Annotated in this window: 9 protein-coding genes; all 9 read left to right on the top strand. The window is 70.5% G+C overall.

The annotated features are described in order from the left end of the window. The first annotated feature begins 85 nt into the window (after window positions 1–85). The gene (locus ACIQV3_RS12520; RefSeq protein WP_403712386.1) at window positions 86–1,315 is read left to right on the top strand and encodes a CapA family protein; all 1,230 of its coding nucleotides are present in this window, start codon (window positions 86–88) and stop codon (window positions 1,313–1,315) included. Window positions 1,316–1,383: 68 nt separating this feature from the next. After that, window positions 1,384–3,702 (top strand): HAMP domain-containing protein, encoded by a 2,319-nt coding sequence (locus ACIQV3_RS12525; RefSeq protein WP_403712388.1) that lies wholly within the window; start codon window positions 1,384–1,386, stop codon window positions 3,700–3,702. A 4-nt stretch (window positions 3,703–3,706) separates the two neighbouring features. Then, a complete protein-coding gene (gene pgsB / locus ACIQV3_RS12530; protein WP_403712389.1) occupies window positions 3,707–5,443 on the top strand; it encodes a poly-gamma-glutamate synthase PgsB in 1,737 nt (578 codons plus the stop codon). Then, on the top strand, window positions 5,440–5,922 hold the full coding sequence (locus tag ACIQV3_RS12535; protein ID WP_403712390.1) for a poly-gamma-glutamate biosynthesis protein PgsC/CapC: 483 nt from the start codon (window positions 5,440–5,442) through the stop codon (window positions 5,920–5,922). The genes pgsB and ACIQV3_RS12535 overlap by 4 nt, the downstream gene beginning before the upstream one ends. A gap of 67 nt (window positions 5,923–5,989) precedes the next feature. After that, window positions 5,990–7,069 (top strand): C40 family peptidase, encoded by a 1,080-nt coding sequence (locus ACIQV3_RS12540; RefSeq protein WP_403712392.1) that lies wholly within the window; start codon window positions 5,990–5,992, stop codon window positions 7,067–7,069. Between the two features lie 292 nt (window positions 7,070–7,361). After that, the gene (locus ACIQV3_RS12545; RefSeq protein ID WP_403712393.1) at window positions 7,362–8,930 is read left to right on the top strand and encodes an AMP-binding protein; all 1,569 of its coding nucleotides are present in this window, start codon (window positions 7,362–7,364) and stop codon (window positions 8,928–8,930) included. A 275-nt stretch (window positions 8,931–9,205) separates the two neighbouring features. After that, entirely contained in the window at window positions 9,206–10,138 is a 933-nt protein-coding gene (locus ACIQV3_RS12550) for an aromatic prenyltransferase (protein WP_403712394.1), read from the top strand. 81 nt (window positions 10,139–10,219) lie between these two features. Next, window positions 10,220–11,986 carry an FAD-dependent monooxygenase gene (locus tag ACIQV3_RS12555; RefSeq protein WP_403712395.1) on the top strand — a complete coding sequence of 589 codons (1,767 nt, stop codon included), beginning with the start codon at window positions 10,220–10,222 and terminating at the stop codon, window positions 11,984–11,986. A 104-nt stretch (window positions 11,987–12,090) separates the two neighbouring features. Beyond that, window positions 12,091–13,635 carry an FAD-binding oxidoreductase gene (locus ACIQV3_RS12560; protein WP_403712396.1) on the top strand — a complete coding sequence of 515 codons (1,545 nt, stop codon included), beginning with the start codon at window positions 12,091–12,093 and terminating at the stop codon, window positions 13,633–13,635. The last annotated feature ends 144 nt before the right edge of the window (window positions 13,636–13,779 follow it).

The raw sequence follows: 13,779 nt of genomic DNA on the forward strand, positions 1-13,779 counted from the left end.
CCACGACTGCCAGCGCGCAGAGAGTTGCCTTAATCGTTATACGTTTCGCGAGGATCGGAGTCATGATCGGATAAAGATAGACCGAGTGAAGATATCCGCCTCTCTCGTCACGCTCCGCACCGGAGCGCTCACCCTGCTCCTCTCCACCGCCCTCGTCGGCTGTGGACTTCTCGGAGGCGGGGGATCCGGTGGTGATGCCAAGGGTCGTCTGGCGGCGGGAGCCAAGGGCCGTTCGTTCACCGTGGCCGCGGCCGGTGACGTACTGATCCACCCCGAGCTGACCACCCAGGCCCAGCAGGACGGCAAGGCCGGAGGCAAGGGCGGCATGGACTTCGGCCCGATGATGGCGTCGGTGAAGCCGGTCATCAGCAAGGCCGACCTGGCGATCTGCCACATGGAAACGGTGCTGGGCAAGCCGGAGGGGCCGTTCCGGGGCTTCCCCGACTTCGTCGCGCCGCCGCAGATCGCCACGACCCTCAAGGACATCGGGTACGACACCTGCTCGACCGCGTCGAACCACGCGCTCGACCACGGTGAGGGCGGGGTCAAGAACACCCTCGACGCCCTCGACAAGGCGGGCCTCAAGCACAGCGGCTCCGCCCGCAGCCAGAAGGAGGCCGGCACGCCGCTGATCATGGACGTCAAGGGCGTCAAGGTCGCGCAGATCTCCTTCGCCGGCGGGTTCAACGGCCGCGAGGTCCCCAAGGACAAGCCCTGGCTGGTGAACAAGACCTCGCTGGACGCCATCTCGGCCGCCGAGAAGGCCGCCCGGGCCGCCGGCGCCGAGGTCGTCATCCTCAGCATCCGCTGGGGCACGGAACAGCAGCCCGCCCCGAACGCGCTCCAGCTGAGCCTCGCCAAGAAGATCTCCGAGAAGACCGGCATCAACCTGGTCATCGGCCACCGCGCCCACGTGGTCCAGCCCTTGGAGAAGGTCGGCGACATCTGGGTCGCGTACGGTCTCGGCAACCAGCTCGCCCGGCACGAGGTGCCCAGCGGACTGTCCGAGGAAGGCATCATCGGCTGGTTCGAGTTCGCCGAGAAGAACGGCAAGTGGGACGTCCGGGCCCGCTACGCCCCCACCTTCGTGGAGCTGCCGCCGGAGCTGGAGGCGGCCGACCCCGCGGTCAAGGTGGCCGACACCGGACAGGTCAAGGACCACCGGCTGATCGAGGTCACCGCGGCGCTCAAGAACGGCAGCGCGGTGACGCCCGAGCGGCGCGCCCGCTACGAGCTCGCCTACGAGCGCACCCAGGGCACCCTGCTCAACCGGGGTGGCGGCAAGGACGGGCTGGCGCCCCTGACGAACCGCTGACGCATCCCTGACCCGTCATACGGCGAACCACCGCACCCGCACCCTTACCCACATTCTCAGGAGTCCCGTTGTCCGCGTCGCGCACGAAGCGGCGGCAGAAGGCCCGCCGTAGAGCCGACATGTCGCTGCTGGGCGGTATCCGGCCGCCCATCGCCGCGCTGTCCGCGCTGCTGCTCGCACTGGCCGCGCTCACCGCCTTCCACCTCGGCAAGGTGGCGAACGAGTCCGTCCCCGAGGCGGTCCGCACCTCCCAGCAGTACTTCGCCGAGGACGGCGCCATCGCGATGCGGGCCTCGCTGGACGAGTCGATCACCGACATCTCCCGCACCGCCACCCTCTTCAACGCGGGCAGCCCGGTCTCCGCCGACACGGTGCTGGACAAGCTCGGCAACGTCTACCAGAAGTGGCGCGGCACCGCCGTCATCGAGGTCAAGTCGGGGCGGCTGGAGGCCCAGCGCGGCGAGAACGTGCCACTGACCGCCATCGACCACACCAAGCTCGCCGCGGCCGACGGCCTCGTCCCGCGCATGGTGCGCCTCGAGAACGGCGAGACCCGCCTGCTCACCTTCGCCGTACTGTCCTGGCCCGGCCAGCCCCAGAAGCTGCTCGTCGCCTCCAGCAGCCTGCGGTTCCCCGGCGTCAGCCTCGGCAAGTTCCGGGCCATCGCGGTCACGGACTCCACCGGACAGATCCTCAGCAGCGACGGCCTCGCGAACAGCGAGCAGATCCAGTCCGAGGACGTCAAGGAAGACACCGAGAAGGCCCGCAAGCAGCTCAAGAAGTACGCCAAGGTCGCCGCGAGGAAGACCAAGGTCAACCCGCTGACCACCAAGGAGCCCGGCTCGGGCGGCTTCCGCGGCGTCAGCGGCAGCCTGCTCGGCCCCTCCGACGACGGTGAGCGGACCGTCGTCGGGTACGCGAGCCTGACCGGCCCCGAGGCCGGCAAGGGCACCGCCGCCACCGCCCTCGGTCTGACCGTCGTCTCCCTCGTCAGCGTCACGGAGGACCGCACCGCCGTCGTCGACCCCCTCTTCGGGGTCATCGCCGCCGCCGTGCTGCTCGTCATCGGCCTCCTCGCGGTCTCCCTGCTCATCGGCACCGTGCAGAAGCCGCTGCTCCAGCTCTTCCTGGAGAGCCGTCGGCTCAGCCGCGGCGACCTGAACCGTCCGGTCAACCGTCCCAAGTACGGCGAGGCCGCCCGCATCGGCACCGCCCTGGAGCGGCTGCGCCGCCAGCTGCTCGGCGAGACCGCCGAGGCCCAGAAGGCCCACAGTCCCGGCCGCGGCCGGGGCCGGATCGGCGCCCGCGCTCTGCTCGCGACCTGCGGCGCGCTCCTGCTGCTGTGGTCCGCGCCCCTGGTGCTGCTGCTCAACCGGGCCGGCGACTCGGTCCCCGTACCGCAGACGCTCGTCCACGACCAGCGCGAACGCACCGACACCATGGCCGACCGGGTCCGCCGAGCCCTCAACGAGGGGCACGCGGACCTCACCTCCGTCGGCTCGGTCATCGGCCCGGAGACCACCCCCGCCGAGATCACCGGCATCCTGGAGCGCACCCGCACCCAGCACCAGCGCTACGAGTCCTTGTACGTGCTCCAGGCGGACGGCACCATCACCTCCAAGGTCGGGGCCCCGCCCCGGCGCCCGAACGGCAAGGCCCCCGCCGCCGGTGGCGATCCCGTCGTGCTGCTCGAGTCCGGCAACGCGCCGGTCATCGTCGAAACCGCCGCGGCGCCCGGCCTCAAGGGCGCGTCCGTGGTCGGAGAGCTGCGCATCGACTTCCTCAACTCGCTGCTCAAGCGGCCCGGCCTGGGCGAGATCCGGGTGATCGACGAGAAGCAGCGCGTCATCGGCGGCAACAACGGCTACCTGGCCTTCCAGCAGCTGCCCAACGAGAGCATCCGGGCACTGGCGGCCGGCGCCAACCAGAAGGTCGGCAAGGGCCCGCGGCCCAGCAGCGCCCTGCTGCGCGGCGGCAACGACGACATCACCATCGCCGCCGCGGTCCCGATGGCGGGCGGCGGCGCCGCGAAGCCGCTGTCCTGGACCGTGGTCAGCTGGCAGCCGGCCAAGGGGCTCGCCATCCCCGAGTACAACCTGCAGAACCGCACGGTGCTGGCCGGTCTGCTCGGCCTCACGGCCGCCCTGGTCTGTCTCGGCTGGCTGTACATCGTGGTGATCCAGGCGCTGCGCGAACTCGCTCAGCGGGCCGAAGCCCTGGCGGACGGCGACCGCCGTTCCGTCCTCTACCCGCGCCACCACGACGAGGTCGGCGCCGTCACCCGCAGCCTGGAAGTCATCAGGCAGCAGCTCCAGGAGCTGCGCAAGCGGGAAGCGAGCGGAACCGCCGGCCGGTCCGGCCAGGCTGCCAAGGCCGGAAGGAACTGACCCCGTGTACTTTCTCTTCAGCGTGCTGGTCGTCTGCTGCGTGGTGATGCTGATCGCCGGCGTCGTCGAGCAGCGGCGACACTTCGCCAACCTGGAAGAAATACCCACCAGGGTGCTGGTCAACGGCATCCGCGGCAAGAGCTCCATCACCCGCCTCGTCGCGGGCGCGCTGCGCGGCGGCGGACTGGTCACGGTCGCCAAGACCACTGGCACCGCGGCCCGCTTCATCCACCCGGACGCCACCGAGGAGCCGGTCTACCGCAAGTTCGGCATCGCCAACGTCGTCGAGCAGATCGGCATCGTGCGCCGCGCCGCGGCCTACAAGCCCGACGCGCTGGTCATGGAGTGCATGGCTGTTATGCCCCCGCTCCAGGAGCTCAATCAGGAAAAGCTGATCCAGTCCACGATCGGCGTGCTGTGCAACGTCCGTGAGGACCACGTGGCCGAGATGGGCCCGACCCTGGACGACATCGGCCGCTCGCTGTCCCGCTCCATGCCGCACGGCGGCATCTGCGTCACCGCCGAGAAGGACCGCTTCCACGTCCTCCAGGAGGAAGCGGACGCGCGGAACTGCCGGCTCATCTACGCCGACCCCGAGATCGTCAGCGACGAGGAGCTGCGCGGCTTCAGCTGGTTCACCTTCAAGGAGAACGTGGCCATCGCGCTCGTCGTGGCCGAGCTGCTCGGCATCGACCGGGAGACCGCGCTGCAGGGCATGTACGACGCCCCGCCGGACCCGGGTGTGCTCTCCGTCGAGCGTTACATCGGCCCCGGCGACAAGCGGCTGCGGTTCGCGAACGTGTTCGCGGCCAACGACCCCGAGTCCACGCTGATGAACATCAACCAGCTCCTGGACCTCGGCGCGATCAGCCGACCGCTCAACGTGGTCATCAACTGCCGCCCCGACCGCGTCGAGCGCAACGGCCAGATGGGCCAGATCGTGCCCGATCTCCAGCCCGACAAGGTGTTCGTCATCGGCCACCCGGCGAAGAGCGCCATCGACGCGATCCCCGCCGACTGGCGCGACCGCGCCGTCGACCTCGGCGGCGACCGCGACGGCGAGGAGTTCATGCACGAGCTCCTCGGCCACCTCGGCCAGGAGTCCTCGCTCGTGGCCATCGGCAACATCCACGGCCAGGGCGAGATCCTGCTGGAGCACCTCGCCGAGCTGCCCTCCTTCGAGGAGGACGGCGAGGCCCCGTCCGCGCCGGGCACGCAGGGCACGCCGGCCCAGCACGTGCGGCACGACCAGACCATGGCGCTGTACGTCAAGCACCTCGACCCGTACGCGAACCTGCCCGCAGCCGAGGAAGAGCGCCGGATGCGCAACCCCCACATCCCGACGCCGCGCGGCGAGGGACAGCACCACTATGCGAGCCAGGGCTACGCGAACCAGCAGTTCCTGCAGCAGCAGTACCCGCACCAGCAGTTCCAGCAGCAGCAGTTCCAGCAGCCGCAGCCGCAGCAGCAGCCGCAGCAGCAGGGGTACGACCCGGCGTACGAGCAGTACCAGGCGGCGGCGGCGCAGCAGCCGCGGCGTCCGGAGCTGACGTCGGCGGCGTGGCCGCAACTCCAGCAGCCCCAGCCGCTGCCCCTGCACCCGCAGCAGCCGGTGCCCCTGCAGCACCAGCCCCTGCCCCTTCAGCAGCAGCCGCAGCAGCCGCAGCTCCCGCCGCCGCGGCGACCCCAGCCCGAGAACCCGCAGCCCCCGCAGTGGTCTAACCCAGGAGAACCCCGTTGATCCCCGCCGTCCTCACCCCCGAGATCGCCGCGATCGGCATCGCCCTGGGTCTGCTGTTCTCCCTCGTCTGCTACCTGACGACCAACCTGTCCCCCGGCGGCATGATCACCCCGGGCTGGCTCGCCCTCACCCTCATCGAGGACCTCCAGCGCGCCGCGATCGTCGTCGGCGTCACCGTCCTGACGTACTCGCTCACCCTCGTCGCCCAGCGTTACGTGATCCTCTACGGCAAGCGGCTGTTCGCGACCGTCGTGCTCATCGGCGTGCTGCTCCAGGCCGGTGTCGTGATCCTGCTGCAGATGCAGTTCCCGCTGCTGTACGCGAACCAGACCCTCGGTTTCATCGTGCCCGGCCTGATCGCCTACCAGCTGGTCCGCCAGCCCAAGGGGGCCACGCTGCTGGCCACCGGCTCCGCGACGCTCATGACGTACGTCGTACTGACCGCCGGCATCCTGCTCGGCGTCATGCCGCACGCGTGACCCCGGCCCGGCCGTCCGCCCCCGCCCGCCCTTTCGCCCGCTCGACCGACCTCGCCCGGAGTAACCGATGACCGCCACGTCCAAGCGCCGCACACGTCCCGTCCTGCACGCGGCCACCGTGGTCGCACTGCTGGCCGGCAGCGTCTACTTCACGATCGAGCTGCGCAAGGATGAGCAGGCCAAGGCGCCCGCCATCCAGACGATCGTAGACGCCCCCGTCGCCGGCAAGGGGGGCGGCGAGGAGACCGCCCAGAAGTGGGAGCGGCTGAAGAACCCGGAGCGTTCCGTGCTGCGCGACGGCAAGGGCGGGATCCTCGCGACCTTCACGGACGGCGCCCGCACCGCCACCCTGACCGGCCCCAGCCGCACCTTCACCGAGCCGGCCACCACCAAGACCCGGGTGGTCACCGAGAACTGGGTGCGGCTGATGCCGGAGACCTGGCGCAGCGGCGCCGAGAAGGAGCAGTGGTTCCAGGAGTGGTACAACAAGTACCGCGGCAGCGAGGAGGACGACCTCTTCGCGATGGCCTTCCAGTACGGCGACCAGGCCCCGGTCAAGAAGGACGCGGAGGGCGTCTCGTACGCCGGTGACGCGAGCTTCGGCCCGATCAACCCCAACGGCTCGGCCGGCAACGACCTCCGCCTGGAGGAGTCGGACTTCTACGACTACCTGGGGATCCCGTACACCTTCCGCAACGGGACCACGGCGAAGCCCGAAGCGATGCGCGCCCGCTCGATGGACTGCTCGGGTTTCATCCGGACCGTCTTCGGCTACCGGGCCCGCTACCCGCTGATGGCCTCGGACGCCGGCACCGGCGACGGCTTGCCGCGCACGGCCAACGGCATGGCGCGCTCGAAGGTCGGCGTGAGCGTCATCCCGCTCAAGGGGATCGGCGACGACGGCCGCCCCACGTCCATCGACGTCCTGCAGCCGGGCGACCTGCTGTTCTTCAAGCTGGACGGGCGCACCGGAGAGCGGCTGGACCACACGGGCATCTACCTCGGCACCGACACCGACGGACACCAGATCTTCATCTCCAGCCGCGAAGAGGCCGACGGCCCGACCATCGGCGACAAGGGCGGCACCTCCCGCCTGGACGGCAACGGCTACTACGCGGCGGCCCTGCGGAGCGCGAAGCGGCTGTGACCGTGCGGTTGTAGCTGGTGCAGTGCGGAAGGGGCCGGACTCTGACCGAGTCCGGCCCCTTCCGCATGCCCCGCCGGCTCCTCAGCTGCTCCGGGCCGCTCCTGGTCCCGGCGCCACCGGGCGGAGCACATCACGGGGCTCTGACGCGGGTGACGAAGGGCCAAGTGGCGGCCAACTCGGGGGTCAGTTCCGACCAAGTCCTCTGGCGGATGCTGGGGCTCCGAAGTGTCGTTATACAGACCGCCGTTGACCAGTGAACACCGGGAGCGACGCGGGTCTGGACGGAGGTCTCATGAGGCGGAATTCGATACACAAGCAGGGTCTCTATCTCGGGTCCGTCCCGGAACGGGCGGCGGGCGCTCACGGCTCGACGCCGCTGACCCTCGATCACGATCTCGACGTCCTGCCCGAGGCGGGCCGGCACCTGACGGTCGCCGAGCTCGCCGGGTACGTGGAGGACCTCGCGGGCCGGATCTCGGCCGCCGGGGTGAAGGCCGGTGACCACGTGGTGGTCCACAAGGCCGCCAACTTCGACGTCTGGCTGCTGGCCACCGCCGTGGCGCGTACGGGCGCGGTCCCGGTCATGCTGTCGCACACGCTGGACGGGCCGACGCTCGCCGCCCTCTTGGAGCGGCTCGACAAGCCGCACCTGCTCACGGACGGCCCCAAGCTGGAGGCGCTGGCCGGGCTGCCGCTCGCCGAGCTCACCCGGAGCGTGATCAGCGTGGGCGCGTCCGCCCCCGGAGCGGTCTCGCTCGCCGAGCTCGCCGGCTCTCCGGCGGTGCGGCCCGTGCTGCAGGGTCTGGACGAGCCGGCGATGATCACGCACACGTCCGGCACCACCGGGATACCCAAGCTGGTGGTGCACACCCCGCGGACGATGCGCGCCCGGTTGCGGCCGCAGCTGGTCCTGCTGGCGCTGATGCGGGGGCGCGAGAGGGTGGCGATCCACATCGCCTTCGGGCATTCGCGGATGTTCGCGGCGATGGCCCTGTGCCTCGCCAAGGGCATGCCGGTGCTGCTGGTCAACCGCGGCGCCCCCGAGGACGTCGCCGAGTTCTTCCTGAAGCACCGGCCCGGTCTGATCGAGGCGCTCCCCAACTCCTTCCTGGCGTGGGAGAGCCTGGCCGACGATCCCCGCAAGCCCTTCGCCTCGGTGAAGTACTTCAGCAGCACCTTCGACGCGATCCACCCGAGGACGGTCCGCCGGCTCCTCGGGGCCTCGGGGCGCCGGGCGCAGTTCTTCCAGATCTACGGGCAGAGCGAGGTCGGCCCCGCCGTCGGCCGGCCGTACTACCGCTGGTCCGCACACCGGATGGACGGGCGCTGCGTGGGCTACCCGCTGCCGGGCAGTGCGCGGGTGAGGCTGGTGAGCCAGAACGGCAAGCGGCCCTCCGCGCAGAACCCCGGTCTCATCGACGCCCGTTGGGACGGCATAGCCAAGACGTACCACGGTGAGCAGGAGCGCTACGACGCCAACGTGCACGACGGCTGGTGGCGCACCGGGGACGTCGGCTACCGCAGCAAGTTCGGCTGCCTGCACATGCTCGACCGGGAGATCGACATGATCCCCGGGGTGGGCAGCAGCCTGGAGATCGAGGACCTCGTGCTGGACCGGCTGGAGGAACTGGTCGAACTCGTCGTCGTACTGGGCCCGGACTCCCGGGGCGTTCCGATCGTCTGCACCCACGGTGACGTGCCGCTCGACCAGGACCGCTGGCGCACGGCCGTCGCCGCCTACCCGCAGCTGGCCGACCCGATCCAGATCCCGCTGGCCGAACTGCCCCGTACGGCCACGATGAAGACGCGCCGGGTGGAACTGTCCCGGCGACTGGAGGAGAAGCTCCTGAAGCAGGGCTGAGCAGGGCTGAGCAGGGCTGAGCAGGGCTGAGCAGGGCTGAGCAGGGCTGATCCGGGCTGAGCGGGCCTGAGCGGGACGGCGGCCCGGCCGCACCCCACGCTCCCGGCGGACGGGTTCTCGGACGAGGGCCCCCGGTCCGCCGGGAGTTCGGCGTGCCCCCGTACGGGGCGTCCGGCCCGCGGATCCCCGCCAAGTCGGCCGCAAGTCGCGGAACAGTGGACGGCAAGATCGGTGTCCGAGTCTTGCCCACATGAAGCGTCAAGATGATGACAGCCATGAGTGAGGCGACCGGGGGCACCGAAGAAAGCCCGGTGCAAGTTCTCTACGCGGCCATCGAGGAATCGGCCGGCCTGCTGGACGTGGAGTGCGCGCGGGACAAGGTCCTGCCCATCCTGGACATGTACGGCGACGCCCTCGCGCAGGCCGTCGTCGCGTTCCGGCTCGGGACGGGGCAGAAGCACGAGGGCGAGCTCGACTGCCGGTTCACGACCCCGCTGGACGTGGACCCGTACGCGCTCGCCGTGGAGCACGGCCTGACCCCGCGGACGGACCACCCCGTGGGCGCCCTGCTCTCGGACATCCGGGACAACTGTCCGGTGGAAAGCTACGGAATCGACTTCGGGGTCGTCCGCGGATTCAAGAAGATCTGGATCGTCTTTCCCCGGAACGACCTCCAGGCGATATCGAAGCTCGCCGGAATTCCGTCGATGCCGCCGAGCCTCGGAAAGAGCATCGAGTTCTTCGACCGGTACGGCATGGGTCAAACGGTCGGCCTCATCGGGATCGATTACCGGAGCAAGACCGTCAACGTGTACTTCGGCGAGCCGCCCACCGGCGGCTTCGCACCGGATGCCGTGCGGTCGATGCTCCGCGAGGTCGACCAGGCGGAGCCGAGCGAGCAGATGCTCGAGCTCGGCCGCCAGGCCTTCGGCATCTACGTGACCCTGAACTGGGATTCCCCGAAGGTCGAGCGGATCTGCTTCGCCGTGGCGACCGAGGATCCGACCTCGCTGTCCGTCCCGCTCGACCCGAAGGTCGAGGGGTTCGTGAAGCACGTGCTGGCGGCGGATCCCGCCACGAAGTTCGTGTACGCCGTCGCCTCCCAGCCCGACGGGGAGTACTACAAACTCCAGTCCTATTACCGGTGGCAGCCCGGAGTGCTCGACATCATGCAATTGGAAGACGGGGCGCTCGCAAGCCCGGTGTAACGACGTCCGGTCCCACCACCCTCCCTCATCTGCGCATTTGCTCATTTCGGGCTGTCATTTTCTGGAAGGACGAAGACGAACATGGGAACCATCGAAGTTCCGGTCCTGATCGTGGGCGGAGGCGGGACCGGTCTGTCGGCCTCCTCCTTCCTGTCCGACCACGGGGTCGGCCACGTGCTGGTGGAGCGCCGCGCGGACACCTCGCGGCTGCCGAAGGCGCACTACATCAACCAGCGCACGATGGAGGTCTTCCGCCAGCACGGTCTCGACGCGGAGGTGCTCGAACAGGGCGCGCCGCTGGAGAAGTTCGGCAAGGTCCGCTACCAGACCACGCTGACCGGCGCGGGTCCGCTGGACAAGCGGCTGATCCACGAGATGGACGGTTTCGGCGGCGGCGAGCTCAGCGAGACGTACGCGGCGGCCGGTCCCGCCCTGTCGGCGAAGCTGCCGCAGGTGCGGCTGGAGCCGATCCTGCGCGAGCACGCCGAGCGCCGCAATCCCGGACGCGTCCTGTTCGGCCACGAGCTGACCTCGATCTCCGAGGAGGGCGACCGCGTCACCGCCGAGGTCCGCGACGTCGAGACGGGCGAGACCACCACGATCGTGGCCCAGTACGCCATCGCGGCCGACGGCGGCCGTACGGTCGGCGCGGCCCTCGGCGTGAACATGCAGGGCCTGCCCTCGCTGTTCGACGCCACGACGGTCTACTTCTCCGCCGACCTGTCGGAGGTGTGGAACGAGGGCTCGCTCATCACCTGGTTCCTCAACCCCTACCGCCAGGACCTCTCCAGCGCCCTCATCGAGATGGGGCCGACCTGGGGGAAGAACTGCGAGGAGTGGGGTCTGCACCTCGCCCTCGTCGGCGTGGACCGCACCGACCCCGAGGCGGTGACCGCCCGGATCCGCGAGGTCCTCGGTCTGCCCGAGCTGGAAGTGACCCTGCACGACGTGACGAGCTGGACCGTGGAGGCGGTGCTCGCCGAGCACTACCGCTACGGACGGGTCTTCCTCGCCGGCGACGCCGCGCACCGCCAGCCGCCCGCCGTCGGGCTCGGCCTGAACACCGGCATCCAGGACGCGCACAACCTCGCCTGGAAGCTGGCGGCGGTCGTCTCCGGCAAGGCGCCCGACAGCCTGCTCGACACCTACGAGGCCGAGCGCAAGCCGGTCGGCCAGTTCAACCTGGGCTGGGCCATGTCCGCGGCCTCCCACCACCAGGTGGTCATCGACGGGGCCATCGGCCTCGGCCAGCACATTCCGGCGGAGCGCCGTACGCCGGTGTTCTTCGGCTACTTCGCCCCGACCCCGATCGGCGCCGCCCAGCGCCGGCGGGCCGCGGAGATCTTCGCGACCCACCGCGGCGAATGCCAGGCCCACGACGTGGAGATCGGCTTCGCCTACGAGGCGGGCGCCGTCGTCCCCGACGGCAGCCGGCCGCCGGTCCGCGCGGCCCTGGGCGACGTGTACGAGCCCACCACCCGCCCGGGACACCGGCTGCCCCACGCCTGGATCGAGCAGGACGGGCGCCGTCTGTCCACGCACGACCTGACCGGCGCCGCCACCGGCTTCGTCCTGATCACCGGCCCGGAGGGGACGGCGTGGTCCGAGGCGGCCGCGCGGGCGTCCGAGACGTTCTCGGTCCCGGTCACCGTGGCGGCCATCGGCGAAGGCGCGCAGTACGCCGACGTCGACGGTGCGTGGGAGGCCGTCCGGCAGACCGCGGCCGACGGCGCCGTGCTGGTCCGGCCCGACAACCACATCGCCTGGCGCAGCGCGGGCGGCGAGGAGGACCCGGCCGCGGCCCTGGCCGCCGCGCTCTCACAGGTCCTGGAGCAGAAGGCCCCGTAACGGGGACCCGCATCAGGGAGGGCGCGGTCAGCGCCCTCCCCGAGTGCCCCGGCACTCACCCATCCGGCACGCAAGATCTCCTGGTAGAAGAGGCAGCGCAGCACATGATCGATCGCAGAAAGTTCCTCGTCGGCGCCGGCGGAGCCGCCCTCGCCGTGACCGGCGCGTCCGCCGTCTTCCCCGCTTCCGCCTCCGCCTCCGTGAGCGCCCGGACCCGGTCCGGCATCCGGTGGGGCCGGCTGGACGAGCGCATCAGCGGACACCTGGTCCTGCCGTCCGACGCCGACTACCAGCGCGCGAAGCAGCTCTACCAGGTCCAGTTCGACGCCGCGAACCCCCGCGCGGTCGCCTACTGCAAGACCCCCTCCGACGTGGCGAAGTGTCTGACCTTCGCGCAGAACCACGGCGTCGAGGTCGCGGCGCGCAGCGGTGGCCACAGCGCCGCCGGCTACTCCACGACCCAGGGCCTCGTCATCGACGTGTCCGGGCTCAACGAGGTCACCCTCGGCGCCGGCAACGGCACGGCGCGGATCGGCACCGGCGCGCAGCTGGTCGACATCGCGAACACCCTCGCGCCGGCCGGGCTGGGCATATCCGGCGGCTACTGCCCGACCGTCGCGGCGGGCGGGTTCTTCCAGGGCGGCGGCATGGGCCTGTTCACCCGGTCCATCGGCATGGCCTCGGACAAGGTGACCTCGGCGAAGGTGGTCCTCGCCGACGGCCGCATCGTGACCGCCTCGGCGGAGCAGCACCGGGACCTCTTCTGGGCCCTGCGCGGCGGCGGTGGCGGCAACTTCGGCATCGTGACCTCCTACGACGTCACCCCCTCGCCCCTGACCAACGTGGCGGCCATCAATATCGTCTGGCCCTACGCCCAGGCGCTGGAGATGCTCGACGGCTGGGCGAAGTGGCTGGTCGACGCGCCGCACTCGATCGGCAGCGGCATGAACGTCACGCTGACGGACGCGGCCCCCGGGACCGTCCCGACCGCGTCGATCTTCCTCGGTTCCGTGGACACCGGCCCCGCCTTCGACGCGGAGATCGCCCGTCTCCTCTCGATCGTCGGCGTGCCCCCGGTGTACCAGCAGAAGTTCACCGCCCCGTACAAGAACGTGATGATGCAGCTCTACCGCTGCGCCGAGCTCACCGTGGACGAATGCCACCGCGACGACACCAGCCCCGGCGGCAAGGTCCCGCGCGCCGCGTTCGGTGCCTGGCGCAGCCGTCTGTTCAAGCAGACGATGCCGCGCGAGGGCTGGGCGAAGGCCCTGGAGGTCTTCGAGAGCGACCGGATGCCCGGCCAGATGCGCCAGCTGCAGATCTCCGCCCTGGGCGGAGAGGCCAACAAGGTGGCGCGCACCGCCACCGCGTACGTCCACCGCGACTCCCTCTTCTCGGTCAGCTTCCTGACCGCGAACGCCTTCGCGCCGGTCGCCGACGAGGCCAAGGCCTCGGCGAACCGGTGGGTCGACGCGGGCTTCGCCGCCATCGACCCCTACTCGAACGGCGAGACGTACCAGAACTTCATCGACGCGCGGCTGCCCGACTGGGAGCGCTCGTACTACGCCGAGAACTACCAGCGGCTGCGCACGGTCAAGGCCAAGTACGACCCGTACAAGTTCTTCCAGTTCGCGCAGAGCGTCCGCTGATCCGCTGATCCGCTGATCCGCTGATCCGCTGATCAGGGGCCCGGCCGGCCGTGTCCTGGGGCGCACGGCCGGCCGGGCCGCCCGGTGGCGCGCCCCGGCATCCGGTGCCGATCCGAACCCGATCCCGCTCCCCAGCCGTTCAGA

The sequence above is a fragment of the Streptomyces sp. NPDC099050 genome, assembly GCF_044759865.1.
Taxonomy (GTDB): Bacteria; Actinomycetota; Actinomycetes; order Streptomycetales; family Streptomycetaceae; genus Streptomyces.